This window comes from Streptomyces sp. NPDC002156 (assembly GCF_053593675.1).
Genome location: NZ_JBSFDA010000055.1, coordinates 32,895 through 58,206, shown reverse-complemented (window position 1 = coordinate 58,206; position 25,312 = coordinate 32,895). Strand labels below are relative to the sequence as shown.

Here is a 25,312-nt window from a genome sequence, read left to right as displayed (position 1 = left end):
CCGGCACCGTCGCGGTCCAGGGCACCTACGCCCTGTCCGTCGGCATCCTCGTCGAGGGCGGCCTCAGCTTCCTCGGCTACGGCGTCCAACTCCCGAACCGCCACCGCCCGCTGGTCCACGGCGGCCACGGCGACGAGTACGACCACCACCACGAGCCCGATCAGGGCGGCCAGGGCCCGCCGCAGGCGCCGCAGTCCGCGTCTCGCCTCCCGGTCACTCGCCGCGAGGAAGGCCTGCTCCCGCTCGTCCGCCCGTCCCGGGTGATCGGCGGCCCACTGGGCGGCGACGCTCAACACGGCGCCCTGCCACAGGAGTTCGGACCGCCGTCCATGCCGTTCCCAGGCCTCGGCGGCCTCCGTGAGCCGTTGCCGGGTGCGCAGCCCCGCCCGGTCGGCATCGATCCAGCCGGCCAGCCGTGGCCAGGCCCGCAGCAGAGCCTCGTGGGTGATCTCCACCCGTGCGCTGTCCACGGTGAGCAGCCGGGCCCGGGTGAATGCCTCCAGCGCCGGCCCGGCCTCCTCCCCCAGCGCGGAGCGCTCGACACACCGCCGGCTGTCTCCGCCCTCCTCCCCCACCTGCACCATGCGCAGAATCAACTCCCGCGCGGCGGCCCGGTCTTCGGGACGTAGATCGAGATACGTGCGCTCGGCGGTGGTCGCGACCGCGCCCCGGATTCCGCCCGTGCGTCGATAGCCCTCGACGGTGAGCCGACGGCCGGTGCGCTGCTGCCAGGTCGCGAGCAGGGCGTGCGAGAGCAGGGGCAGGGCGCCCGGGTCGTAGCCGTGTCCGCCCGGGTCGAGGTCGTGCAGCAGTACGGCGAGCAGGCCGGGTTCCAACTCGGTGCCCGCCAGTGCCGCCGGGCGCTCGACCGTCTCCGCGAGTTCGCTGCGGCTCATCGCGCCGAGCGCCAGGGGCCGCCGTTGCAGGGCCCGGACCAGCCCCGGGTGGGTGAGGCAGCGGTCGAAGAAGTCCGCGCGCACGGCCAGGACGGCCAGCGGCAGCGCACACAGCACATCGAGATACGCGGCGCGCTCGGTCTCGTCCTCGCACAGGGTGAACACCTCTTCCAACTGGTCGACGACCAGCAGGACATGCTCTGTCCCGGGTGGTACGGACCCGGCCCGGACGCGTTCGGCGAGTGCTCGTGTGTCCGTCGTCCCGAGCGGCTCGGTCAGCGCGCGGACGAGGGCGTCCACCGGACGGGCGGTGGGCGTCACGACGACACACCGCCACCGCCCGTCCGCCCCACCGGGGGACACACGGGGATTGCCCGGCGGCGCGGGCAGTTCGCCCCGCGCGACCGCCGGCAGCAGCCCCGCCCGCAGCAGCGACGACTTGCCCGAGCCCGACGCACCGAACACGACAACGGGCCCGCCGCCGCGCACGGCCGACGCCACCCGGTCCACCAGGTCGGTGGTGGCCGCCGTACGGCCGAAGAACCAGCGGGTGTCTCCGGCCCCGAAGTGAGCGAGCCCGCGGTACGGGCAGGGTGTCGCGCGCTGGCCGGGCAGCGCGGCGGGTGTCTCGCACAGCGTCCGCAGTTCGCCACCGGCGTCGAGAGCGACGTCGAGGGCGACCGCCATGGCGAGATGGGCGCGCTTGCGGCAGTGCTCGACGTTCGAGAGATGGCTCTTGCTGTACTTCGTCAGCCGCGCCAACTCCGCCAGTGACACTCCGCGCTCGTTCCGAATCCGCCGCAGGGCCTTGCCGAAGGCCTCGTCCCCCGTCTTCTCCTCCACCGCGTTCCCCCAGGTCATCACATGTATTCCGGTACCCCGGAAAGTGGGATACGGGCCGCTCCTAGCGTGCACCGCGGCGGCTGGGCAGTGTGGTGTCAGCGGGCCGGATCAGCACTTTGAGTGACGGTCTTCTGCGGCCCGCGAGCAGGCGACCAATCCATCCGACAGAAACGGAGACTTCAGCATGCGTACGACAACCCCCGGAAGGTTCAAGGCGGCGGCCCTGTTCGCGGCGGCGACGCTGGCGGCGCTCGCGGCGGCGACCGCCCCGGCACCGGCGATGGCCGAAGCCACGGCGGCGGCGCCGGCCGCGGTGCGGAAGGCGTGCCCGAACGTCGGCGGCGAGAAGAGCGGAGCCAAGGCCATCACCGCCGTCTTCCACAACCAATCGGTGACCGTGACGGCCACGGTGAGCGACCATCAGACCGGCTCGACGCGGCTGCACATGAAGGCGCTCCAGGGCAAGAACGCCGTCGACTACGACGACAGCGGCTGGGTCGACGACGAGGACCGCCGAGTCTCGCGCACGCTGAGCGCGGCAAGCCCCGGCGGGGCGTCCGCCATCGAGTACTGGACCGAGTCGGCGTACGGCACCAGCGGCCACCGCATCTGCACACGCTGACCCGGCCGACAGGCCCGGCCGTACGTACCTTCCAGGCACGTACGGCCGGGCCGTCCCCGCACCGCCTACACCCAGTCGGTCATCCGGAACACGCCCAGCATGTCCTGCTCACGGGCCTTTGTGTTCCTGCCCGGGTAGAACGACGTCTCCACACCGACCCAGCCACGGAACTTCCCGTTGTCGTCCAGCACTTGCAGCATCGGCTTCACATGGGAGTTGCCCGAGTGACAGGTCTGCCTGTGTTCCATCGCCAGGCAGGAGCACCAGTGCCAGAGGGTGTCCCGTCGGTCGTGGGCACCGATCCGGGCGAGGTAGTACTGGATGGTGATGTCGATCTTGCGGTCACCGTCCCAGCCGTGGTGCGGACAGCCCGTCCCACCGCAGACGTTCCGCGACCCGGCCGCCTCCCGCAGGGTCATGCAGTAGCTCGGGTTGTCGCACCGGGTGAACTTGGAGTGCGAGAACACCGATCCCGACGCCCGGGGCGAATGATGCGCCGCTGCCCCCTTGTTGCGCCATGACATCCCCTCCAGACGGATCTCCCCGTCGTGCTGCCGCACACTGTCCATCGCCCGCCTGCTGGTGAGTTCGGCCTTGCTGCCGTAGCCGTAACCCGCGTTCGCCCGGGTCGAGTACAGCTGGTCGAGCCGCGTCAGCGTGGGCCTGCTCAGCACCTCCCACTGCTCGGTCCACGCACTCGCCCCGACGCTCCACTTGATCCACAGAACCCGGGCGGCCCTGCCGTGCACGGTCTGGTCCCGCAGCTCGTAGACACCGGACCGCTTGTCCGTGGCCCCGTCCCGGAACCCCGCCACCGTCTTGACCGGGCAGTTCCGGCGTGCGGCCGTGTCCCACACGCCTCCGGGAGCGCACTTGAGGTCCGGGGTGACCCCGGCGTTCACCCGCTCGCTCGGCCGGCTCTGCCGCCACAGGCGCATCTCGGCCCGTACGGTCGAGTCCGCGGCATTGAATCTGTACGTTCCCAGCCGCATCCAGCTGTCCCGGATCCCGGGTTTGAGGTGGGCGGTGGCGACGACGAAGTTCGCTCTGCCGCCGGGCAGTTCGGCTTCGGCCCGGCTGCTGCCCCGACTGGGAGAGGCAGCCGCGGGCAGGGCCGCCAACACCAGTACGGCGGCGAGAAGGTTACGAAGAGTACGCATCACCCCGTCGACGGTGGTCCATCACCGCCGTGCCCGGCGGGTAGACACGGCGTACGTCACCCGGCGCCCCGAAGTACCCGCACGGCTCACCACACGCTGACGCGCCCCCGGCACTCCCCTCCGCGCTCACCCCGCCCAGACCACCGCCTGCACCTCCCCGTACGCGTGCAGCGCGTACGACCCCACATCGCGCCCCACCCCGCTCCGCTTGAACCCCCCGAACGGCGCCTCCATGTTCCGCCCGACGGTGTTCACGCCCACGCCCCCGGCCCGCAGCCGCCGGGCGACCCGGAAGGCCCGGGCCACATCCCCCGACCAGACGTAGTCGATGAGCCCGTAGTCGCTGTCGTTCGCCAGCGCGACGCCCTCCTCCTCGTCGTCGAAGGGGATGACGGTCACCACCGGCCCGAAGATCTCCTCCCGGGCCACCCGCATGTCGTTCGTGCAGTCGGCCAGCAGCGTCGGGGCGACATAGAACCCCCGGTCGTACGGCGGCCGTTCACCGCCCGCGACGACCACCGCGCCCTCTTTCCGCCCGAGTTCGACGTACGCCTCGACCCGGTCCCGATGCGCCGCCGAGATCACCGGCCCGACCACCGTGCCCGCCGCACGCGGGTCACCCACCTTCAACTGACCGGCGTATGCCGCCAGTTGTTCCACCACCTGCCCGTACACGCCCCGCTGCGCCAGCACCCGTGTCGGCGCCGTGCAGATCTGGCCGCTGTAGAACGAGAACGTCGTGCCGATGCCCGAGACCGCCGAGCGCAGATCCGCGTCGTCGAAGACGAGTGCCGCGCCCTTCCCGCCCAGTTCCATCAACTGGCGTTTCATGCCCCGGCCGCACACCTCGGCGATCCGCTGCCCGACGGCCGTCGACCCGGTGAAGCTGACCATGTCGACGTCCGGCGAGTCCACGACCGCCTCGCCGACCCCAGGGCCCCGCCCGCTGACGACGTTCACGACACCCCGCGGCGCGCCCGCCGCCTCCAGCGCCTCGGCCATCCGGTACACCGACAGCGGGTCCTGCGGCGCGGGCTTCACGACCACCGTGTTGCCCATCGCCAGCGCGGGCGCGATCTTCCCGGCCGGGTTGGCCCAGGGGTTGTTGTACGAGGTGATGCAGGCGACCACGCCCACCGGCTGGCGTACGGCCAGCGCGCCCATCACCGCCGCCTTCCCGAACGGTCCCCCCTCGTTGACCTGCGGCGGAATCGCCCACTCGGCCGGCTCCACCTTCGCGTACCGGCGGAACCGGGCCGCGCCCACGCCCACCTGCATCCCGCGCGCGGTCGCGGTCGTGGCGCCGGTCTCCGCCTGGGCGAGGGCGGCGTACGGCGCCAGGTGGCTCTGGATGATGTCCGCGGCGCGCGCCAGGACAGCGGCACGCTCCTCCGCCGGCATCCGGGACCACGGCTCGAAGGCCTCGCGAGCCGCCGCGGCGGCGGCGTGCGCCTGATCCCGCGAGGCCTCCGGCGCCAACCCGACGACTTCCTCCGTCGCCGGGTCGATCACCTCGTAGTGCCCGTCGGCCGGTTCCACCCACGAGCCGCCGACGAACAGCCGCTGTCCGTCGGTCACTTGGTACTCACCGTGGCCGTGTCCCGCCCGGAGCGGAGCACCTTGCCCGGCACCGCACCCGTGACCGCGTCCCCGCGGATCGCCTCAACTCCGTTGACCCACACCGCGGTTATCCCGATCGCCTTCGAGTCGAGACGCGGACTGTCGCCCGGCAGGTCGTGCACCAGGGTGGCCTTGCCGGCGTCGACGCGCTCCGGGTCGAAGAGGACCAGGTCCGCATGGAAGCCCTCCTCGATACGTCCCCTCTCGCGCAGGCCGAACAGCCGCGCCGGATCGTCGGTCAGCATCTGCACCGCCCGCTCCAGCGGCACGAGTTGGCGTCCCCGCAGACAGTCGCCGAGGAACCGGGTCGTGTACGGGGCCCCGCACATGCGGTCCAGGTGCGCGCCGGCGTCGGAGCCGCCGAGGAGCACGTCCTCGTGCCGCCAGGTCTCGGCGCGCAGCGCCCAGGACGCCGGGTCGTTGTCGGTCGGCATGGGCCACAGGACCGTACGGAGTCCGTCGGCCACACAGATCTCGACGAGGCAGGAGAAGGGGTCCAGGCCGCGTTCGGCGGCGATGTCCTGCACGACCCGGCCGGTCAGGCCCTCGTTCGCCGCGCTGTAGGTGTCCCCGATGACATACCGCCCGAAGTCCGTCAGCCGCCGGAAGACACCGGCCTCCTCGCTCTGCGCCCGCCGGACCATCTCCGCCCGTACGGCGGGATCGCCGAGCCGGGTGATCCGCTCGGGAACCGGGAGCCCCAGCACCGGTCCCCACCCGGGGATCAGGTTCAGCGCGCAGAAGGTGCCGAGGGACATGTTCATCGGCGTGAGGATGGGCATCGTGAGGGCCACGACCCGGCCACCCGCCTTACGGGCACGCTCACTTGCCTCCAGCTGGCGGGGCACGCGGGCCGGTACGGCCGAGTCGATCGTGAGCACGTTCCAGTTCAGCGGACGTCCCGCGACCGCGCTCATCTCGACGAACAGATCGATCTCGTCGTCACTGAACTGGTCGAGGCATCCGGCGACGATCGCCTCGATCTGCGTACCCTCGTGCTCACCAACCGCCCTGGACAGTGCGATGAGTTCGGCGGGCAGCGCATGCCGGGACGCCACCGGCTTGCCGTCCCCGTCGGAGTGCGTGGACGACTGCGTGGTGGAGAACCCCCAGGCCCCGGCATCCATGGCCTCATGGAACAGCCGCACCATATCGGCGAGTTGAGCCTCGGTCGGCTGCCCACCCACGGCATCCGGCCCCATCACATACCGCCGCAGCGCACAATGCCCCACCATGAACCCGGCGTTGACCGCGATCCGCCCTTCGAGAGCATCCAGATACTCCCCGAAACCGCTCCAGCTCCAGGGCGCCCCCTCCTCCAACGCCACCAACGACATCCCCTCGACCTTGGACAACATCCGCCGCGTGTAGTCGGCGTCGTCGGGGCGGCCGGGGTTCAACGGGGCAAGGGTGAAACCACAGTTACCGGCGGCAACGGTCGTGACCCCATGGTTGAGGGAGGGCGTGGCATACGGATCCCAGAAGAGCTGAGCGTCGTAGTGCGTATGCGGATCGACGAACCCGGGAGCAAGGACCAACCCGGATGCGTCCTCAGTAGTCCGGGCGTCCTCGCCCACGGCACCAATGACAGCGATACGCCCATCCCGCAGCCCCACATCAGCGACGTAGGCAGGGCGACCGGTCCCGTCAACGACGGTAACCCCTCGGATCAGATGATCAAGCAAGGCTGCACTCCTCTCTTACCTGCGCTGGACGCGCCCGATAGGGGCGCGGGGAACTGCGCGAACAACCCCCACGCACCCGCACCCGCCAACGAGCCCCTCAAGCCACCCCTCGGAACCGCGAAGTCCGATGCACAGGATCCGTATCAATCTTCGGAATCACGTGCTCCCCGACCAACCGAATCGTCTGCAACGTGTCCTCCTTCGAGATCCCGATAGGCATCCCAAAGCTCAACTGATCCGCCCCCGCCTGCTCCCACCGCTTGCACTGCGTCAGCACCTCATCCGGATCCCCACAGATCAACAACTCCTCGGCGATGAGCAGTTCGATGATCTCCTCGTTGAACTCCGGCAAGGTCTCCGGCCACACAGGGAACCCCTCAGGACGAGGAAACGTGTCGTGGTACCGGAACAGCAGCGACTGCAGATAATGCAGCCCACCCCCAGCCGCGATCCGCACAGCCTCCGCATGCGTGGGCGCACACACCGCCGTGGACGTCACCATCACGTTGTCGTTGACGAACTCCCCGACCGGCTCGGCGTCCACGATCGCCGTCTTGTACTGGTCCAGCACCCACTCCATGTCGGAGACCTTCTGCACGCTGAAGCCGAGCACGCCCAGCCCCTTCCGCGCGGCCATGCCGTACGAGGGCGGCGAGCCGGCGGCGTACCACATCGCGGGGTGCGAGGGCCCGTACGGCTTGGGGAGGATCTTGCGCGGTGGCAGCGCCCAGTGTTTGCCCTGGAAGCCGACGTACTCGTCCTGCATCCACATCTTGGGGAACTCGGCGATCGTCTCCTCCCAGAGTTCCTTCGTGTGGTTCATGTCCGTGATGCCGGGCATGAAGCCGAGGATCTCGTGGGAACCGGCGCCCCGGCCGGTGCCGAACTCGAAGCGGTTGCCGGTGAGATGGTCGAGCATGGCGACCTTCTCGGCCACCTTCACCGGGTGGTTGACCGGGGCGAGCGGGTTGAAGATGCCGGAGCCGAGGTGGATGCGCTCGGTGGCGTGGGCGAGGTAGCCAAGGTAGACGTCGCTGGCGGAGAGGTGCGAGTACTCCTCCAGGAAGTGGTGTTCGGTCACCCAGGCGTACTTGAAGCCCGACTTGTCGGCCTCGATGACGTACTCGGTCTCCTCCAGCAGCGCCTTGTGCTCCGCGAGCGGATCGGTCTCGGCCCGCTTGCCCACGTATCCCTGTACAAAGAGCCCGAATTCCAAGGAGGTTCACCGTCCCCAGTAACCGTTCCTGACGTATCTGACGTAGCGTCAGATTTGTTAGGACGACTGTTCCACCGGCCCCTGTGACCGTCAATAGCTGACGGCCAGTCAGACAACCGAGACGCCCGCAAGCCACCCCCCGTCGATCACGAACGGCTGCCCGGTGATGTACGAGGAGTCCTCCGAGGTGAGGAACAGCGCGAGCCGCGCGACCTCCTCGGGCCGCCCGATCCGCCCCAGCGGCACGAGCTTGCGGTACAGCTTGCCCAGGCCCCGCGAGGCACCCTCGGCGTCCGCAGCCGGGTCCAGTACGGCCGGGTTGGACATCGCGGTGTCGATCGCGCCCGGGCACATGGCGTTGACCCGTATCCTCCGGCGCGCCAGCTCCAGCGCGGCGACCCGGGTGAGCCCGACGATGGCGTGCTTGCTCGCCGCGTACGCCCCGACCGCCGCCATCCCGGTCACTCCGGTGTACGAGGCGGTGTTGACGATCGTGCCGCCGCCGGCGTCGGCGATGTGCGGCGCGACCGTCTTCACGCCGAGGAAGCAGCCGACCTGGTTGACCTGCACGACCTGCATGAACTCGTCGAGGGGGGTGTCGAGAAGGGTGTTGAAGCGGAGGATGCCTGCGTTGTTGACCAGCCCGTCGATCCGGCCGTACGCCTTCTCGGCGGCGGCGACCGCGGCCTGCCAGCCCGCCTCCTCGCGCACGTCGAGATGGACGTACAGCGCGCCCAACTCCTTGGCCAGCGCCTCCCCTTGATCGTCGAGCACGTCCGCCACGACCACCCGCGCGCCCTCCGCGACGAAGAGCCGCGCCTCCTGCTCCCCCTGGCCGCGTGCCGCGCCGGTGACGAGAACGACCCGTCCGTCGAGCTTGCCCATGCGGAACCCCTTCGCAGCGTTCACATCGGTGGAGGTCAGCATCGTACCGCCGGATCTGACGATGCGTCAGACCTGATGAACGCATGGGCCGTGTGTGCCGTGTGTGCGGGAGCACACACCAAGTAACTGGGGAGTAGGGATATTTGACCCTGTCGCGGACTCACAGGTCACGCCAATAATCCTTCACGACCAGGTAAAGCGATCACCAAGTACCTCAAGTAACCCCAGGACGGAGCGGCATGGCCAAGAGGCGACTGAAGAACAAGAAGGTGCGGCTCGTGGCGATCGGGTCGGCGCTCGCGACCGGTGGCGTGATCATCACCCTCCTTCCGTCGGCGAACGCGGCCGAGGAGAAGACTCCCGAGCAGATCATCACGATGTGTGAACGGTCCGCGGTGCTCAACGGCGAACAGCGGTCGGTGGAGGATTTCGGAGGGGCCTTCGCGGACGGTTTCCAGGCCGACAACTGCAATTACGTCGAGACGAACTTCGAGTCGTTCGACGGCCCCACGGAGAAGGCCTCGATCGACTTCCCGAACTGCGAACCGAACGCCACCGAACCGGCCAAGGTCTCCATCACCTGGAAAGCCACCGTGGCCCAGGGCTCGGGCAAGTACACCGCGACCCAACAGGGCGCCGGCGGCGGGCTCTTCGGATTTCTGAGCGGGGCCTGGCTCAAGCACAAGGGGACGACCGACATGACCGTGAAGTCGGTGACCGCCGGCGACACGGAGAACCGGGAGGTTCCGGTCGGCAAGGTCATGCACCTGGAGTTCACGCCGAAAATGCAGCGCATGACCGGCGAATGGCGGGTACGGATCGACGCCGACCCCGGAAGCTTCGCCGTGAACCCCTCCCCGGAGCAGAACTTCGTCGCGTCGGAACTCGTCGAAGGGCCCGTGATCCTGCCGGGCGCCGCCGGGGCGGCGGGCATCGCGGACGGCGTGATCAAGCCGGTCCTGACCGACTGCTGACGACTCCTTCCCATGTCCCGCGCCTCCCCCCACAGCTCCCCCCACCTCACCCGACCCCCCCGACCCCTCCTCCCACCTGCACCGACACCCTCAAATCCCCCTTCCCCGCAAGGAGACGCACGATGACACGCACCGGCCGCAAGGGACATCACCGGAGCAAGAAGAAGCGCATCGTCATGGCCATGGCCCCGCTGGTGGCCGTCGCGGTGGCCGTTCCGCTGATGAACCAGGCGGGTGCCGCCACCCCCTCCGAGGTGACCAAGGACTGCGCGGAGAACTCCAACAAGCTGGACAACTGTGAGTTCGTCGACGTCCAGTTCAAGAACAACAGCCTGGGCCCGAACCTGCGCGTTTCCACGCCCACCGACAACTGCGGTTCCACGAGCGCCCTCTCGAAGAGTTTCAGTGTGTCCGCGTCGGTGACGAGGTCCATCACGCTGGAGGACGGGTTCACCGCTTCCGCCGATTCGAAGCTGGGGAACTCCTTCTTCGAGATCGGTGCCAAGTTCAACACGACGGAACTCACCCTCAAGCGGGACGACACCGGAACCGGATTCGACTTCTCCCGGACCGACACCGTGAAGCCCAACCACATCGGTTTCTTCATGTGGTCGGAGAAACGAACCGACGTGAGCGGATTCCTCAGGGCCACGTACAAGGAGGAGCAGGACGGCCAGAAGGTGTTCTTCTCGCCGAGCGAGGGCGGCACGAGCGTGCACGTCTTCTATCCGCAACTCCTGAAGAACGGCACCCCGGACGGCCGCCTCTGGCTGCGCAACGTCGAGTGCGGAACTCCCCAGGCGAACGGAATCCTGAACTCGGAGAACAGCGTCAGGGCGGAGCCCGGATTCGGCGAGGGCGGCGAGAACGTCACGGACGTCGAAATACCGCTGTCGGAGATTCCGGCGCCGTAGCGGAATTCGCGAGGGAATCGGCCAGTCAGCGGGGCGACCCCGGTTGTTCTCACATGCGAACAGCCGGGGTCGCCCCCAGCCACCTCAGCACCGCGTCCGTACTCCCCCGGGCGTCCAGCTTGGCGTAGATGTTGCTGAGGTTGTTGCGGACGGTCTTCTCGCTCAGCCGTAACCGCAGCCCGATCTCCTGGGCGCCCAGGCCCGTCGACAGCAGCTCCATGATCTGCCGCTCGCGGGGCGAGAGCAGGTTCCGCAGCCGTTCCATCGCGTCCCCGGCGACGGCCGCGACACCGGTCCCGGAGGCCTTCTGGACCCCCTCCCGCAGGGCCGCGCACGCGACCGGCGAGAGGTAGGTGTGTCCGACCGTGGCCGCCATGACCGCCGAGGCGAGCATGCAGGTGCAGTAGTCGCCCTCGACCAGATAACCGGCCCCGCCCCGGAACACCTCGATCACGGTCTCGGTGTCCCGCCGGGGACTGACGACGATCACCGGAACGCTCACGGCCCCCATGGCGCCGAGCAGCACCGGGAACGCGCTCGCCGGCTCCTCGCAGCGCAGGACGACGACGTCCACGGCGCCCGCCTCCCGCAGCTCGCGATAGGGCGGCGACACGTGCAACGCCCGTCCCACGTGCGGGTCTTCGGGGTCCGGCCAGCCCTGGTGCGGCCACTCCCCCTCGGCGCAGGCGAGGGCGACGGACAGCCTGGACGGGGACGAGGGTGATGAGAGCGATGACGGTGACGGGTGGTCGACGAACCGGGAAGTGCGCACCGTGCATGTCCTTCCGCCGGAACCATGACGTACGTACGTGCGTGCGTTCATACGTACGCGGCCCAGCATGGACATGTTCAAAGATTCAAAGAAAACCGGTCAGGCTGTCAGACAGGTGGTCGTCTTCTGGCCACCCACCAGCAGCGGAGCGACCTCGGCCCCGAACTCGCCCATCTGGTCGGTGAGTTCGGCGAGACTCCGACTCCGGAACCGCACCTGGATCTGATGGACGCCCATCGCTCCGTACGCCCGCAGCGACTCGGCGAGTGCCTCCGGCGTCCCGCTGATCGTCCGCCGCCCGACATCCCACCCGGGCTCACCGACGTACAGCGGCTCGGTGATGGCCCCGATGACGAACGGCCCATTGACGCCGGCCTCTTCGCGCATCCGCCGAATCCGGCCGATCTGCTCCCGGAGCCGGTCGCGCGGATCGCCCTGCGGCAGCCAGCCGTCGCCCTTGAGCGCGGCACGCCGTACGGCGGCGGGCGACGACCCGCCGACCCACAGAGGCACGCGCTCCTGAGCCGGCCGCGGCCGCTGCCCGAGCCCCTCGAAGTCGAACAACTTCCCATGATGCTCGGGGTATTCATCCGCCCCCAGCGCGGCCCGCAAGGCATCGATCGTCTCGTCGAGCACGGCACCCCGCCGATCGAAGTCGACCCCCAGCACCTCGAACTCCTCCTGTACGTGGCCTGCCCCGACCCCGAGGATCAGACGCCCGCCGGAGAGGTGGTCGAGGGTGGCGTACTGCTTGGCGGTGAGGAGGGGATGCCGCAGCCCCACGACGGCCACATGACTCAGCAGCCGGACGCGCTCGGTGACGGCGGCGAGGTGGGCGAGGGTGGCGACGGGGTCGTACCAGACGGTGCTCATCGCGGGGGCGAGCCGGCGAGGAATGGCGACGTGGTCACAACTGGCGAGGTAGGCGAAGCCGGAGCTGTCGGCAGTACGGGCGATGTCGAGCAGCTCGGCGGAGCCGGCCGAGGCCTCCCAGGGTTCGGTGTAGAGGGTGGACTGGGACTGGATGGGGAGTTGCATGCCGTAGATCATGGGCGGGCCCCTCTGGCAGAACCTGACGAGTCGTCACATTGCCTTGCTGCGCCCATGGTTACCGCAGACGCCCCACCGGGCAAGGGTTTTCGCCCCCGTTCCCATCCTTCTGGGGGCTGCACCCCCAGACCCCCTTTCGGCCTGAACGGCCTTGTCCTCAATCGCCGGACGGGCTGGAAATACGGGCCGGTGCTGAAGGTGCGGTGCGGGCGTTCCGTGCCAGGAAAGTAGTGCGGCATGATCAGCCCCATGCCAGCGAAAAGACCCACCACCGCACAGGTATACAAAGAGCTCGTAACAGGATCTTGATTGAAGTGCCCTGATCGGACGTGACTGTTGTGACGATCCGACGGTTTGACAGGGTGTGACGACTCGGCCGTGGATCGTGGACGACGACTTGTGGGCGCTGATCGAGCCGCTGCTGCCGCCGTGGCCCGAGCGGTCGCCGGGGCCGAAACCGGTAGCAGACCGGCTGTGTCTGCAGGGCGTCCTGTACGTCCTGCACCAGGACATCGCCTGGCAACTCCTGCCCCTGGAGCTGGGGTTCGGCTCCGGACAGACCTGCGGCCGGCGAGCTGGATTGGTCGCGCGCCTGTGTGGACGGCTCTCACGTCCGCGCGAAAAAGGCCTCTTGTAAGGGCGTTCTGAATATCAAGGGTCTGGGTGGGCTCCGCTACGTAGTTGAGTGGATCTTCGGCCTGCTTCGGAAGTTCAAGGGCCTGGCCGTCTGCAGAGAGAGGCGCTTCGAACTCCACGAAGCCTTGCTCTCGTTGAGCTGCAACCTCATCTGCTGGAGGTGCCTCAAAAAGGCCGGATCGTGATCGCGTTACGAGCTCTAAGCAGGGCGGCATCTTGCTGTCGCCAAAGCGTTGTTGCGCGGACTTCCGGCGAAGCTACAGGGAACGCAGACTTGAATTGAACCGCGATCGGTCTGTGGACTGTCTTGCTGTCGTATCGTCAGATCTCGTATGGATCTTCGTGTATCTCGGCTTCAATGCGGTGTAGCGCGTCCTTCAGGTTCCTCGGGGCGTCAGACATGGCCTTTCCCTTGCCTGCCACCGTCGCCAACAGGTTAAGGCTGATTACAGAAGACATCTCACTGACAACGGGACTCAGCTTCGCTGTCTCCTCTTCTGCCTCTCGCCATGCTCCGACTTCGAGTAGACAGGCCAACAAGCGGACGGCAGCAATGTTTCGGTATCCAACCTGCGTCCCAGCTTCCGGCTGCATCGCGCGTTGAAGTACCGGGATCGCTTCGCGCCATTGGCCGATTTCCTGTAGAGCCCGGCCGTGTTGTCTATCGATTTCTCGTTCAGTCACCCACCACGCCCATGCAGGTTCGTTGTCGGGCACGCTGTCTTGCAGCAACGAGCGGGCACGGTCGAAGATCCGCGCAGCGTCAGAGCTATTCACGCCCCCTGCCAGTGCCAGCCCCTGGGCTTCGCGCCCCCTGAACATGGCTTCAGCGCGCGGTGTCAGGCGCCCCGAGTCAATGACTGATCGCGCGATGGCCAACTCTTCGCGTGGTCTGCCGTTCCATCCGGCGAGAAGCCCCATGTTTTGAAGTGTGATCAGCTCGGTTGACCTGTCGCCCGACAACTTCGCCAGGTACAGCGCTTCCTGGCTGTATCTCCTGGACGCGCTGAACTTGGCTTCGTTGCACAGTGCCCAACCGGCGATCTCGGCCAACTCGGCTGCCGCTGCTTGAATGTCGCGCTCATAGCGGGGGTCGTAGTCACCTTCACCCAGGCGACGGTGAACCTTCTTGAAAGAGTGCGCGGCTGCATCTGCAATGGGCAGGCCGTGCATCTCGTTGTCAAGGGCCACAAGTCGCATTGACGTTTGCCGAATGGTGAGCACGTAGTCGTCTTTCCGCTGTCCGTTCAACGTGGGCAGCGACAGGGGCGAACCAGCGAGACTCTGAGGCGTCTTGAGTTCGCCCACGGTCACGCCCAACGACTCAGCGATAAGCGGCAGCCACTCACGGGGAGTGCGCTTGCCCGTCTCGTACCGGCTGATCTCCTGCCGCCCGATCGGGTCTCCGTTGATCCCCGCCAACCGGCACACTTCGCGCGCTAGCCGTGCCTGACTCCACCCTTGCTCTTCGCGTAGGCGCTTGATGTTGGCCCCGATGACGCTGGTCATACGTCCATTGTGGCCGACAGCGGGCCGACAGTTGGCCGCTATGCCTCTGATCTCCGAGGCGGAAGCGTAGGCAGACGCAAAGACCCCCGCGCCGTGCGACCGGCCGGGGGCATGGCCCACCACTTCAAGGGAGTGATGAACATGGCCGAGCGTAGCGCGGCTGCGCTGCACTGGCTTTGGGTGACCCTGGCTATCTGGGGCCTCACCCGGCTGTTCCCGCCGACCGGTTCCCGCCGGAAGGTGTCGACGGCAATTCGAACCACCGTGACCAGTAAGAACGTAAAGGATCACGCACGCCTGGTACTACGGGTGCCTGCTCAGCGCCGGTCGCCTTACAGCGCCGACCGAGCGGCCTTGGACGGCTCGGCATCCCGCCTGTCACGGCCCTACCTCCCCGCCATCGCCGACATGGTGTCCGGGGCAGCCGTGATTCCGCGTGCGGCCCGTGTGCGCCCGTACCTCACGGCGCGCGAGCGGGTCACGCGGTGGGGCAGGCGTACGACGATGTTGCTGGCCGCGGACTTCGGGGTCGACCTGGACACCCGCAACATTCACGCCGTGCTGGACGGGGTGAGGTCCCGATGACCGACGCGAGGGTCAGAGCATTCGTGAGGCCGGCCGAGGACGCCATGCTGCGCGCCTACCGGCTGTGGCACGAGCACACCCGCACATGCGCCGATGGCTGCAAGGACGCACGCAAGGCACTGGACGGTTGCGAGAGCGGGCGCGAACTGTGGGCGGCCTACCGCCGTGCGTACGCAGGGGGGTCCCGATGACCACTCCACCGCCGACGGACACGGACCGGTGCGGGAAGGCGCGCGCATCTCTCTTCTACGGCGCTCCGATCCTCGGAGAGTTGGGCGCCTGCGTCCTCCCCCACGGGCACGACGGGGACCATCGTGACCCCTGGGGCCGCACGTGGAACGTGATCCCGCTCTACCCCAGGACCAACACCGGCAAGGGGGTGGGCGAGTGAGCAACGCCCTGGATCCGGCTTGGACGCCGGAACCCCCGTACGTGTCCGGACGCTGCGTCATCGGCACCCATGACCGGTGCCGGGACGCGGAGCCCCGCGACAGCGGTGTTCCCGGACTGCGCTACCTGGTCTGCACGTGCTGCTGCCATCGGCTCTCCCTCGCCCTGGCAGAGGGGGCCCGATCATGACCGACACCCCCACAGGGAAAGCGACTTGGTACCGGATCTGCTGGGAGATCACCCGCGACGGACGCGCCTGGGAACTGGGCACGCTCACCGGACGGGACGTACCGAGCATGCTCGTGAGTCTCCGCGACTGCGTTCCTGTGGCCGTCACGGACCCCGAAGCGGTACGTGCTGCGGCCGACACCGACGAGGGGTGGTCGTACGAATCGGACGCGATGAGCGTGCACACGCACCAGACCTCGTCCGAGGGTTCGTGGCTGCCCAGCTTCGGATGCCCGAACCGACGGCAGGGAGAGACGCCGTGATGGCCCACCGCGCCCCCAGGAAGAGACTGGAATCGTGCGGCTGGACTCTCGCCGGGATGGTCGTCTCCGGAGACTGCCTACTCCTTCTGCTGGAGGCCAGCAGATAGCGGACAACGCCTCCGAGCAACCTCTCGTCCGGCCCCCTGCGTAAGGCATCGAGCAGGGGGCCGACTCATACTTGGAAGCCGTCGGGGGCGCTGGGCTACTCGCTCGCGTCCGTCTTGGCCGTCTTGTCGGCAACCCAATTGCGGTATGCCGCGCTGCCGTTCTTCCCAGGGGACAGCTTCAAGATCGCCTTGTCCTGGCTGCTGCCGCTGAGGAACGCCTCAGCGAGGACGTAAGGGGCTCCGTCAACCCGGAAGCGGATCGAGCCGTCTTCGTAGGCCATGACCCGAATCCTTCGGCCGTCGGGCAGAGCGACCCACTCGGAGAACACGTTGTCGGGTGAGTCCGGACTCTTGACCATGCGGTCCCTCCTGTACGCCTTATGCGTTGTCGCATAACGGTAGGAACCTACTGCCGCCTGGCAGTACGCAGGGGACAGGGGCCGTTTCATCTCAAGCCCTGGCCGTCCCACATGCTGGGAACATCCTTGAAGTGCAGCGTTTGCGAAACGGCGAGATGCTACTTCTCTCGGGCCAGTTTCCTCCACGCCAACTCCTCCTTCATTGCGTCCATGTGAGACGGCGTCCACTCGGGTTGGGTGCAGGCGCAGTCACATGCCCGCATGCCTGAGAAAGGTCACCAGGTCCGCGTCGGAGACTCCGCCAACCCCTTGGGGCCGCTGGTTGCTGAGGGCAGATAGCGGGACGGGATCGAGGTTCAGTGCACGCGTCGCTTCGAGGTTCAGTGCGGCGGGAAACTCCCACAGAAACCCGTCAGGGTCGTCCTGGATCTCGTACGGTTCGTCCTCCACTTCGGCCATGGCAGCGACGATGCCAAGGGGCAGCTTGAAGTACACCCAGAGGCGGTCACCGAGCTGGATGTGACGCTTCGCCGTCAGTCCCCAGAACTGCGTGCGCCCCGCCTCAGCGAACTTCAGGTAGCGGTCCGGCCTGGGCGGTTTCCCGTCCCTGTCCGCCGTCTTCGGGTCCACTGGGTACAGCCATTCCCGCATTGTGCCGCCGTCCTCTCCCCGCTTGGTTCTCTGCGCTCATTGAACCGTGCTTGCGGCATGAGAACGCCCCCGACTGCGCGCCTTGCCCACACGGTTGGGGGTTCCGTACTCGTCCCGGACGGGGCGGCCTCACTCTCCGGGGAAGTCCGGATCGTCCTCTGCCGACGGCAGGTCGTTGGTTCCCTGCGACCAGTGGTTCACCCACCCGCAGAGGCCGCAGGCGTACCGGCCGTTCAGGCCCGACACTTCAGCTCCACAGTTGGGACAGGGTGTAGTCGTGATCTCCGCTCTCGCCAAATGGGAGTCGGCGATTACGGGATCAAGCTCTTGGGCCCAACGCCCACTCATGCCGGGGAACGTACCCGCGGGCCGGCACATTCACCGGCTACGGGCGAACCCGAGCGGCGACGGGGCATAGCCGGACTGCCATGCCAGTGGCGGTACGTCCGCCGGTTTCACAGTGTGCCCTGCGCGTACAAGGCTTCAGGCACCTGTATGCAGAGGACGAGCGCGCTCATGAAAGCGCAAGGCTGACCAGCACCTAGAAAAATGAACCGGGCGCAGCTCCCAGGGATGGGACGGGTAGGGGCGGCGGGGGCGAAGAAAAACCGCCCACTCACCGCCCCGTCACCAGGAACCGCACATACCTCCCCGCCCCCAACACCCCCCGAGCCTCCTTCCGAGCCACCGCCAACTCACCCACCACCCGCGCCCATTCCACCTCCGACCCCGCCAACTGCTTCTGGCGTTGCAGGAGTTCCGCCCGCTTGCGCTGCGTGTCCATGGCGCGCTGCTGACGTTGGGCGGTGAGGCGGGCTCGTTCGTCGGTGATGCGGCGTTGCAACGCGGACTTTTTCTGCTGGGACTCCGCCTCGGCCTGTTTGATCTCCGCCTTGTGGGTCCGTCGGAGTGTGGCGATGTCCGACTTGATCTGGGCCTTCGTCGTCGCGGGGACCGTCGTCGGCGCGGTCGCCCGTGCCCGGCGTTCCAGGCCCTGACGCCAGTCGCTCAGCGCCGTGGCCCGGGCCTCGCCGATGCCGGGCACCCGTACCCGCTGGCCACCGGGACGCACCAGGAACACCACGGACGGGTTGTGCGAGAAGTCCACGCCGATGAAGTCGGCGGCGGACCGGATACCCGCGTCCTGGAGCGCCCGGACCATCTTGGCGCCCATGTTGCTGAGCGACAGCGCCTCCTGGATCGGCGTCCGACGCAGCCTGTCCTGGATGTGCGCCCTGATCGCGGGCTCCAGCGCCTTGTCGAGCAGCCGCCGCTCCTTCGCCGCCAGCCCGGCCAGCTGCTGCTGCGCCTGGTCCGTACGCCGGTTCAGGTCCATGGTGATACGGGACTGGCCGTCGCGCAGCTCGATCTGCAGGGCCTGGATGCGCTGGTCGGAGGCCGTGTTGTCCTTGGCGAGGGCCTCGTCGAGGACCCGGATCTCCTTCTCCAGGCGCTCGTACGCGCTCGCCGGGTCGGCCAGCTCACGGGAGCGCCGCTTCAGCTCGCGCACGCGCTTCCGCGCAGCCCGGTATTCGGGGCGCCGGCGTCGGCCGAGCCCCACCATCGCGGCGGAGGTGAGCAGGGCCACGCCCTGTGCCGCGGGCAGGACGTCCACGGGCTGGGCGGCGGCGAGGACCAGCGCACCCGGGGTGGAGGTGCTGAGCAGCGCGCCGACGGCCGCGAACAGGTCACCGGCGCCGCGCCCGGCGAAGCCGGCCCGTCCCCCGGCTCCGGCGGCGGGCTGCTGGGCCGGCGCCTGCGCAGCAGGCACGCGGCCCACCATCCACGCCGGTACCCCGGAAGCGGGCGTCGGCGTCGCGGACGCAGGCGGCGTCCAGGACGTGACCGTGGGGCGGCCGACGCTCAGCCCGGCCCCGTAGCCGTTCGCACTCGCCCCCGACCCCTTCCGCTGGCCCGGTATCCGCACCGCGTCCGGCGTCAGCGGGGGCAGGGCCGACGCCGACCTGCCGAGGAAGCTCTTCACCCGGCTCGCCATGTCCCGTACCCGCTTGTCCGGGTGGGTCAGCAGGACCGGCCAGGCCAGCGACGTCGCCGGTTCCTTGAAGTCCGCCTCGGAGAGGATCAGGAACTCGCCGTGTCTGTCGTGGAGTTGGGTCCACAGGCCGGGGTCGGTGGCCACGGCGAGCAGGGCCAGTTCGATGGTCCAGGCGGAGAAGCGGTCCATGGCGGGGCCGAAGTCGGCGGCCGTACGGGTGGGTGACTGGTAGTTGCGGTGGCCGTTCTCGGTCGCCTGTTCGCCGCGCAGGGCGGGGACGTACATGCCGTCGTAGTCGACGAGGCGGAAGCTGCCGTCGGCGGCCACGAGGAGGTTGCCGTGCTGGAGGTCGCCATGGGCGATGCCGTGCTTCTCGAGGTCGGCGGTCATGGCGAGGAAGTTGTCGGCGAGTGTGTGCAGGGCAGCCGGGTCGCCGAGGTTGCGTTCGATCCAGGTGATCAGGCCGGTGCCCTGTATCCAGGTCATCTTGACCGCCGGGTACCACTCCCGCCCGACCAGGACGCCCTGTTCGAGGAAGTCGAAGCCGACCGGCCACGGCTGGGACAGACCGCCCGCGCCGAGTCCGCCGAGCGCCGCGCTGATGGCGGCGTAGCGCTTGCCGAGCGTCGGGCTGTCCCGGGTGAAGCACTTGAGCGCGTACCGCTGTCCGTTCCTCGCGGTGACGGAGAAGACGCTGGCGAAGTTCCCGGAGATCGCCTTCGGGCCCAGTACCGGGCTCTGTTGGACCGTGCCGTGCTTCAAGTCCGGGTCACTGAAGCACAGTTCGGGGTGTTGCAGGGCCTCCGCGTAGTTCGCCCCCGTCGGGAACTTCCTGACCGCGCCGGGACCGGAGTCGCCACCGAGGGACACCCCCATCAGGACCCAGCCAGGGGGCGCCCCGCTTTGGCGGGGTGGGGAATGGCTTCTCTGGGCTGTTCTGACCTCAACTGTGTGCACGGATCTGCACTGTTCACCCGAACACACCTTTCTGGTGCACTAGACATGCGGCGCTTGTATAGTGATCGTGTGACTGTGACCAGGAAGGTTCGCCGGTTCTCCGGCGGCGTGTATGACCTCGGGCTCAACGTGGTGTGGTGCCCGAAGTACCGCCGTCCGGTCCTCGGCGGCAGGGTCGCGGAACGCCTGGACGAACTGATCCGGCAGAAGGCGGAGGAACGCGGCTGGGAGATCATCTCCCTTGAGGTGATGCCCGACCACGTCCGCCTCTTTGTGAAGCACGACCCGAAGTCGTCGGCCTCGTACGTGGCCAACCAGTTCAAGGGTTTCACCTCACACGTCCTGCGCGAGGAGTTCCCGCACCTGAAGTCGCGGATGCCCACGCTGTGGTCGTCGTCGTACTTCGCGGCATCGGTCGGTGCGGTATCGGCGGCGACGGTCGAGAAGTACATCAACACCCAGTGGGAACGCCCGGGGAAGAAGGGGGACGGCTCGTGATCCGCGCGTACAAGTTCCTCCTGCGCCCCACGGCCCGTCAGACGACCGCACTGGGCGAGATGCTGCGGGACCACTGCTCGCTGTACAACGGCGCCCTCGAGGAACGCCGCGACGCCTACCGGCACACCTCGAAGACGAGCATCAGGTACGGGGAGCAGTCCGCGCAGCTCAAGGAGATCCGCGCGTTCGATCCCGAGCGTCAGGGACGCTGGTCGTTCTCCTCCCAGCAGGCCACCCTGCGCCGCCTCGACAAGGCATTCCAGGCGTTCTTCCGCCGCGTCAAGGCCGGACAGACGCCGGGCTACCCCAGGTTCAAGGGCGTCGGTCACTTCGACACCGTCACCTTCCCGAAGGACGGTGACGGCTGCCGATGGGATTCCACCCCCCACGACCCCGTGACCCGCGTCCGCCTCCAGGGCGTCGGGCATGTCCGCGTGCACCAGCACCGGCCTGTCCAGGGCCGTGTCAAGACGATCAGCGTGAAGCGTGAAGGCAGCCGCTGGTACGTCGTCCTGACCTGCGACGAGGTGCCCGCCGAGCCGCTGCCGTCCACCGGGACGGTCGTCGGTATCGACATGGGCGTCGCCCACTTCCTGACCGCCTCGGACGGCGAACACGTCGCCAACCCGCGCTTCCTCCACGCGATGGCCGGCGAACTGGCCGCAGCGCAGCGGCACCTCGCGACGTTCCCCAAACGGACCCGGCAGCGCACCAAGGCACATCGGGCCGCCGCCCGGAAGGTCGCCAAGCTGCACGGCAAGATCCGGCGTCAGCGCGCCGACTTCCACCACAAGACCGCTCGCATCCTCGTCACCGGCCACGACGTGATCGCGCACGAGCGGCTCAACGCAGCGGGCATGACCAAGAGCCCCGCCCCCAAGGCCGACCCCGAGCAGCCCGGCAGCTTCCTGCCGAACGGCGCTGCCGCGAAGGCCGGACTCAACCGCAGCATCCTCGACGCGGGTTGGGCGCAGTTCCTCGGAATCCTGGCGAACAAGGCTGAGAGTGCCGGTCGCCTCATGATCCCGGTGGACCCGCGCAACACCTCCCGCACGTGCCCCGCATGCGGGCACGTCGCGAAGGAGAACCGCACCACCCAAGCGAAGTTCCAGTGCACGGCGTGCGGGTTCGCGGCGAACGCGGACCACGTCGGCGCGACGAACGTCCTCAACAGGGCCGGGCTGGTCCTCTGCGCGGCGGCTTAGCCACCGACACAGGAAACCCGCGCGTTTGCGCGTGGGTGGAGTCACCTACGCCTCCGCTTCCACCCTCGCGCGGACGAGCGTCACGTCGTCGTTGCGCATCCGGGCGCGCGCCCGCTGGTCGTCCACCCACTCGGCGAAGTCCTGCTGGTCGAACCGCGCGAAGGCCGGGAGGGGAGGAACGTCCGGAAGGTCCGGGAGCGCCTTGGGTGCGCTCGCCAGCAGCCAGGCCGCCAACGCGTCCGTCGCGAGCAGGAGTTCGTCGCCGGGCAGCAGCTCGCCCCAGGCCACCCGCATCCGTTCCGCGACCAGTTCCACGTCGTGGTTGCGGCTGCCCAGCAACTGAGGAGTGATCCCGAACTCCTCGACCGTGCTCAGCGGGAAGGACTCCAGAAGGCGTCCGTCCCGCAGGTGGAACAGACAGCTGTCGCCGAGCGCGAACGCGTACCAGAACCAGCGGGTCGTGCCGTCCTCCAGGACCGTGGCCCGGATCTCGGCGCCCAACACCGTGGCGAACGCGCCCTTCTCCAGGCCGGGTTGCTCGTACCAGGCGATGGGCCTGCCCTGGGCGGCGCGCTCGGCCTGGTAGCGGGCGAGGAAGGCGTCCCAGTGCAGTGCGGAGCGGTCCATCAAGTCCCGTACGAACGTGGGCAGTTCCTGCCACCAGTCACCGGCGAGCCGCATCGACTCGACGGTGTCCTGGACCAGGAGCCCGGCCCAGTCGCGGGCCAGCAGGCTCTCCGAGGCGCCGTCGGACACCGAGGCGTACAACGACGCGACGGCCCGTCCGGCGCTGTCGACACCCGGCTCGCCGGACTGCCAGCAGTACGCGGCGTCCTCGTACTCCTGGGCGCTGCTGCCCGACTTCTGCGTCCACCACCACTGCGCCCGTGGCAGCGCCGGGATGTCCCCCATGGTCAGCGCAGCTCCGTCGCACGGGTGCCGATGTCGAGGAACTCCACGATCGAGACGATGTCGGCGTTGTAGACGAAGCCCCGTGTGGTCTCGCCGACGCGGTGGCCCTGCGAGGCGGCGTACGAACGCATGTGGCTGGGCAGGACGCTGGACATCTGGAAGAGCAACTTCGCGTACGTGTCCGGCAGTTGCTCCTCGTTGTCCGGGAAGGTGATGGGGGCGCCGCCGGTGCCGGAGACATGCAGGTTGAAGAGGAGTACCGGGCCGTCGGCGGTGGCGTGCGAGGCGAGGCCGATGGCCGCGCTGGTCGGGTCGCCGTCGGTGGACTCGCCGTCGGTGAGGTTGAGGACGATGGGCGGGAAGCCGCTGGGGTGGGTGTCGACCCAGTGCGCGACGAGGGTGTCCGCGTAGCCGAGGGCACGGGTCATGGGCGTACCGCCGTTGGTGACCGGGTCCATCCACACCGGGAACTGCACGGACGTCTCGACCAGCCCGCCGGCGCCGTCCGGCACCTTCTTGGTACGGCTCTCCACCCGCGCCGGGTTGTTGGCGACCTCGCTCAGCGGAACGAGGTCGCGCCCTGCGAGGACGCCCTGGTAGGCGGAGCCGACGTGGTTGTGGCCGTAGCCGATGACGGCGACGTGGAAGTAGTCGCGTACGCCTTCCTCCTTGGCGCACTTGACCGACAGTTCCGTCAGCAGCCGGTTGATGGCATTGGCCACCACCTCGGCCCGTGGCTGTGTCGTCTCACCGCTCTCCATCGGGTCGCTCATGGAGGCGGACTGGTCCACCAGGAAGATGAAGCAGCCCGGGTTCGTCCGGCTGATCTCTGCGGTGTACGGCAACGGACGCCCCCGTTTTCCCTGTGCGGAATGCTGCGGATTGTCTCTGCGGACGGACAACACAACAGGGGGACGACCACGATCGGCGACGCGTCTTTACACAATGACCACTTGGCCCCCCAAGGGAGTTCACGGTACCGGATGACCAGCCGTCCCACGTGGGAAGGTTGGGAAGATTGCGTGGACGTGGAAGGTTATGCGGGTTTCCACAGCCCGTCCGGCGTCAGCCCGAGCAGGTCGATCGCGTTGCCTCGTACGATCCGTTCGACGACCTCGGGGTCCAGATGCCCCATCTGCCGCTCGCCGACCTCCCTGGAGCCGGGCCAAGTCGAGTCGGAGTGGGGGTAGTCGGTCTCGTAGAGGACGTTGCCGACGCCGATCGAGTCGAGGTTCTTCAGCCCGAAGGCGTCGTCGAAGAAGCAGCCGAAGACGTGCTCGGCGAACAGTTCGGACGGCGGCCGGTGGACCTTGTCTGCGACTCCGCCCCAGCCCCGGTTCTCCTCCCAGACCACGTCCGCGCGCTCCAGGATGTACGGGATCCAGCCGATCTGGCCCTCCGCGTACATGATCTTCAGCTGCGGGAAGCGTTCGAACTTGCCGCTCATCAGCCAGTCGACCATCGAGAAGCAGCAGTTGGCGAAGGTGATGGTGGAGCCGACGGCGGGCGGGGCGTCGGCGGACGTGGACGGCATCCGGCTCGACGAGCCGATGTGCATCGCGATGACCGTGCCCGTCTCGGCGCAGGCCGCGAGGAAGGGGTCCCATTCGTCGCCGTGGATCGAGGGCAGCCCGAGGTGCGGCGGGATTTCGGAGAAGGCGACCGCGCGGACGCCCCGGGCGGCGTTGCGCCGGACCTCGGCCGCCGCCAACTCGGCGTCCCACAGCGGGATGAGGGTGAGAGGGATGAGACGACCCTGGGCAGCCGGCCCGCACCACTCCTCCACCATCCAGTCGTTGTACGCCCGTACGCCGAGCAGTCCGAGTTCGTGGTCCTTGGCCTCGGTGAAGGTCTGGCCGCAGAAGCGCGGGAAGGTGGGGAAGCAGACGGCGGACTGGACGTGGTTGATGTCCATGTCGGCCAGTCGCTGCGGGACGTCGTACGAACCGGGACGCATCTGCTCGTACGTGATGACTTCGAGCTTGATCTCGTCGCGGTCGTAGCCGACGGCGGTGTCGAGGCGGGTGAGGGGGCGGTGCAGGTTCTCGTAGATCCACCAGTCGCCGATCGGCCCGTCGTCGCCGGGCCGGCCCATGACGGGCTTGAACCGGCCGCCCAGGAAGGACATTTCCTTCAGGGGCGCGCGGACTATGCGCGGGCCGATGTCCAGGTACTTCTTCGGGAGCCGGTCCTGCCAGACGCCCGGGGGCTCCACGGTGTGGTCGTCCACCGAGATGATCTTCGGAAAGGTGCTCGTCGTCTCCGCAGTCGTCTTCATACCAGGCACGGTAGCGCCGATCTGACGAACCGTCAGCTAACTGGCCACCCGTCCCTTTCTGTTGGACCCTGTGCGAAGACAGTGTGAGAACTCTGTGGTAC

At 68.3% G+C, this 25,312-nt stretch carries 24 protein-coding genes and 1 pseudogene; 10 read left to right on the top strand and 15 right to left on the bottom strand.

Features of this window, described 5'->3' with window-relative positions; all coding sequences use genetic code 11:
- On the bottom strand, positions 1-1,757 hold a 1,757-nt coding region (locus ACWCRB_RS22885), incomplete at its 3' end, for an nSTAND1 domain-containing NTPase (RefSeq protein WP_450997802.1).
- Positions 1,758-1,923: 166 nt separating this feature from the next.
- On the opposite strand from ACWCRB_RS22885, the gene ACWCRB_RS22880 reads away from it, so the two are divergent.
- The gene (locus ACWCRB_RS22880) at positions 1,924-2,361 is read left to right on the top strand and encodes a hypothetical protein (RefSeq protein WP_450997801.1); all 438 of its coding nucleotides are present in this window, start codon (positions 1,924-1,926) and stop codon (positions 2,359-2,361) included.
- Positions 2,362-2,426: 65 nt separating this feature from the next.
- Here ACWCRB_RS22880 and ACWCRB_RS22875 read toward each other — a convergent pair whose 3' ends face one another.
- The 5 genes from ACWCRB_RS22875 to ACWCRB_RS22855 all read right to left on the bottom strand — a co-directional run bounded on the left by ACWCRB_RS22875 (position 2,427) and on the right by ACWCRB_RS22855 (position 8,927).
- A complete protein-coding gene (locus ACWCRB_RS22875; RefSeq protein WP_450997800.1) occupies positions 2,427-3,521 on the bottom strand; it encodes a hypothetical protein in 1,095 nt (364 codons plus the stop codon).
- A gap of 126 nt (positions 3,522-3,647) precedes the next feature.
- On the bottom strand, positions 3,648-5,099 hold the full coding sequence (locus tag ACWCRB_RS22870) for an aldehyde dehydrogenase family protein (RefSeq protein ID WP_450997799.1): 1,452 nt from the start codon (positions 5,097-5,099) through the stop codon (positions 3,648-3,650).
- Positions 5,096-6,826, bottom strand: coding sequence for an N-acyl-D-amino-acid deacylase family protein (locus ACWCRB_RS22865; protein ID WP_450997798.1), 1,731 nt, complete (start codon positions 6,824-6,826; stop codon positions 5,096-5,098). Before ACWCRB_RS22865 ends, ACWCRB_RS22870 begins: the two co-directional genes overlap by 4 nt.
- A 97-nt stretch (positions 6,827-6,923) precedes the next feature.
- Complete coding sequence (locus tag ACWCRB_RS22860) at positions 6,924-8,042, bottom strand: LLM class flavin-dependent oxidoreductase (RefSeq protein ID WP_450997797.1); 1,119 nt, start codon at positions 8,040-8,042, stop codon at positions 6,924-6,926.
- 108 nt (positions 8,043-8,150) lie between these two features.
- Positions 8,151-8,927: an SDR family NAD(P)-dependent oxidoreductase gene (locus tag ACWCRB_RS22855; protein ID WP_450997796.1), complete on the bottom strand. Its 777-nt coding sequence runs from the start codon at positions 8,925-8,927 to the stop codon at positions 8,151-8,153.
- 239 nt (positions 8,928-9,166) lie between these two features.
- Here ACWCRB_RS22855 and ACWCRB_RS22850 point away from each other — a divergent pair, with 239 nt between their 5' ends.
- Both ACWCRB_RS22850 and ACWCRB_RS22845 read left to right on the top strand, forming a co-directional pair.
- The gene (locus ACWCRB_RS22850) at positions 9,167-9,901 is read left to right on the top strand and encodes a hypothetical protein (RefSeq protein ID WP_369032268.1); all 735 of its coding nucleotides are present in this window, start codon (positions 9,167-9,169) and stop codon (positions 9,899-9,901) included.
- Positions 9,902-10,023: 122 nt separating this feature from the next.
- A complete protein-coding gene (locus ACWCRB_RS22845) occupies positions 10,024-10,815 on the top strand; it encodes a hypothetical protein (protein ID WP_450997795.1) in 792 nt (263 codons plus the stop codon).
- A gap of 49 nt (positions 10,816-10,864) precedes the next feature.
- Here ACWCRB_RS22845 and ACWCRB_RS22840 read toward each other — a convergent pair whose 3' ends face one another.
- Complete coding sequence (locus tag ACWCRB_RS22840; protein WP_450997807.1) at positions 10,865-11,446, bottom strand: response regulator transcription factor; 582 nt, start codon at positions 11,444-11,446, stop codon at positions 10,865-10,867.
- Positions 11,447-11,686: 240 nt separating this feature from the next.
- Complete coding sequence (locus tag ACWCRB_RS22835) at positions 11,687-12,637, bottom strand: LLM class F420-dependent oxidoreductase (protein WP_450997794.1); 951 nt, start codon at positions 12,635-12,637, stop codon at positions 11,687-11,689.
- A gap of 382 nt (positions 12,638-13,019) precedes the next feature.
- Between ACWCRB_RS22835 and ACWCRB_RS22830 the strand changes: the two are divergent.
- Positions 13,020-13,458, top strand: a pseudogene (locus ACWCRB_RS22830) (transposase).
- A gap of 136 nt (positions 13,459-13,594) precedes the next feature.
- On the opposite strand, the gene ACWCRB_RS22825 reads toward ACWCRB_RS22830, so the two are convergent.
- A complete protein-coding gene (locus tag ACWCRB_RS22825) occupies positions 13,595-14,782 on the bottom strand; it encodes a helix-turn-helix domain-containing protein (protein ID WP_450997793.1) in 1,188 nt (395 codons plus the stop codon).
- A 141-nt stretch (positions 14,783-14,923) separates the two neighbouring features.
- Here ACWCRB_RS22825 and ACWCRB_RS22820 point away from each other — a divergent pair, with 141 nt between their 5' ends.
- The 4 genes from ACWCRB_RS22820 to ACWCRB_RS22805 all read left to right on the top strand — a co-directional run bounded on the left by ACWCRB_RS22820 (position 14,924) and on the right by ACWCRB_RS22805 (position 16,248).
- The gene (locus tag ACWCRB_RS22820; protein WP_450997792.1) at positions 14,924-15,367 is read left to right on the top strand and encodes a hypothetical protein; all 444 of its coding nucleotides are present in this window, start codon (positions 14,924-14,926) and stop codon (positions 15,365-15,367) included.
- The gene (locus ACWCRB_RS22815; protein WP_450997791.1) at positions 15,364-15,558 is read left to right on the top strand and encodes a hypothetical protein; all 195 of its coding nucleotides are present in this window, start codon (positions 15,364-15,366) and stop codon (positions 15,556-15,558) included. The genes ACWCRB_RS22820 and ACWCRB_RS22815 overlap by 4 nt, the downstream gene beginning before the upstream one ends.
- Positions 15,555-15,758, top strand: coding sequence for a hypothetical protein (locus ACWCRB_RS22810; RefSeq protein ID WP_450997790.1), 204 nt, complete (start codon positions 15,555-15,557; stop codon positions 15,756-15,758). Before ACWCRB_RS22815 ends, ACWCRB_RS22810 begins: the two co-directional genes overlap by 4 nt.
- A 184-nt stretch (positions 15,759-15,942) precedes the next feature.
- Positions 15,943-16,248 (top strand): hypothetical protein, encoded by a 306-nt coding sequence (locus tag ACWCRB_RS22805; protein ID WP_450997789.1) that lies wholly within the window; start codon positions 15,943-15,945, stop codon positions 16,246-16,248.
- A gap of 202 nt (positions 16,249-16,450) precedes the next feature.
- Here the strand turns inward: ACWCRB_RS22805 and ACWCRB_RS22800 are convergent, their stop codons facing one another.
- From ACWCRB_RS22800 to ACWCRB_RS22790, 3 genes are all read right to left on the bottom strand, one after another.
- The gene (locus tag ACWCRB_RS22800) at positions 16,451-16,714 is read right to left on the bottom strand and encodes a hypothetical protein (RefSeq protein ID WP_450997788.1); all 264 of its coding nucleotides are present in this window, start codon (positions 16,712-16,714) and stop codon (positions 16,451-16,453) included.
- A gap of 249 nt (positions 16,715-16,963) precedes the next feature.
- Positions 16,964-17,365 (bottom strand): hypothetical protein, encoded by a 402-nt coding sequence (locus tag ACWCRB_RS22795; RefSeq protein ID WP_450997787.1) that lies wholly within the window; start codon positions 17,363-17,365, stop codon positions 16,964-16,966.
- Between the two features lie 616 nt (positions 17,366-17,981).
- Positions 17,982-20,237, bottom strand: a complete 2,256-nt coding sequence (locus ACWCRB_RS22790) for a hypothetical protein (RefSeq protein ID WP_450997786.1) — start codon at positions 20,235-20,237, stop codon at positions 17,982-17,984.
- Between the two features lie 156 nt (positions 20,238-20,393).
- Between ACWCRB_RS22790 and tnpA the strand changes: the two genes are divergently transcribed.
- Together tnpA and ACWCRB_RS22780 are read left to right on the top strand one after the other, a co-directional pair.
- Entirely contained in the window at positions 20,394-20,816 is a 423-nt protein-coding gene (tnpA, locus tag ACWCRB_RS22785) for an IS200/IS605 family transposase (RefSeq protein ID WP_450997806.1), read from the top strand.
- Positions 20,813-22,021 carry an RNA-guided endonuclease InsQ/TnpB family protein gene (locus ACWCRB_RS22780; protein WP_450997785.1) on the top strand — a complete coding sequence of 403 codons (1,209 nt, stop codon included), beginning with the start codon at positions 20,813-20,815 and terminating at the stop codon, positions 22,019-22,021. Before tnpA ends, ACWCRB_RS22780 begins: the two co-directional genes overlap by 4 nt.
- Before the next feature lie 45 nt (positions 22,022-22,066).
- On the opposite strand, the gene ACWCRB_RS22775 is transcribed toward ACWCRB_RS22780, so the two are convergent.
- The 3 genes from ACWCRB_RS22775 to ACWCRB_RS22765 form a co-directional block, all read right to left on the bottom strand.
- Positions 22,067-22,933, bottom strand: coding sequence for a hypothetical protein (locus ACWCRB_RS22775; RefSeq protein WP_450997784.1), 867 nt, complete (start codon positions 22,931-22,933; stop codon positions 22,067-22,069).
- Between the two features lie 2 nt (positions 22,934-22,935).
- The gene (locus tag ACWCRB_RS22770; protein ID WP_450997783.1) at positions 22,936-23,778 is read right to left on the bottom strand and encodes a vWA domain-containing protein; all 843 of its coding nucleotides are present in this window, start codon (positions 23,776-23,778) and stop codon (positions 22,936-22,938) included.
- Positions 23,779-23,969: 191 nt separating this feature from the next.
- Positions 23,970-25,211, bottom strand: coding sequence for an amidohydrolase family protein (locus ACWCRB_RS22765; RefSeq protein WP_450997782.1), 1,242 nt, complete (start codon positions 25,209-25,211; stop codon positions 23,970-23,972).
- Positions 25,212-25,312: the final 101 nt, after the last annotated feature.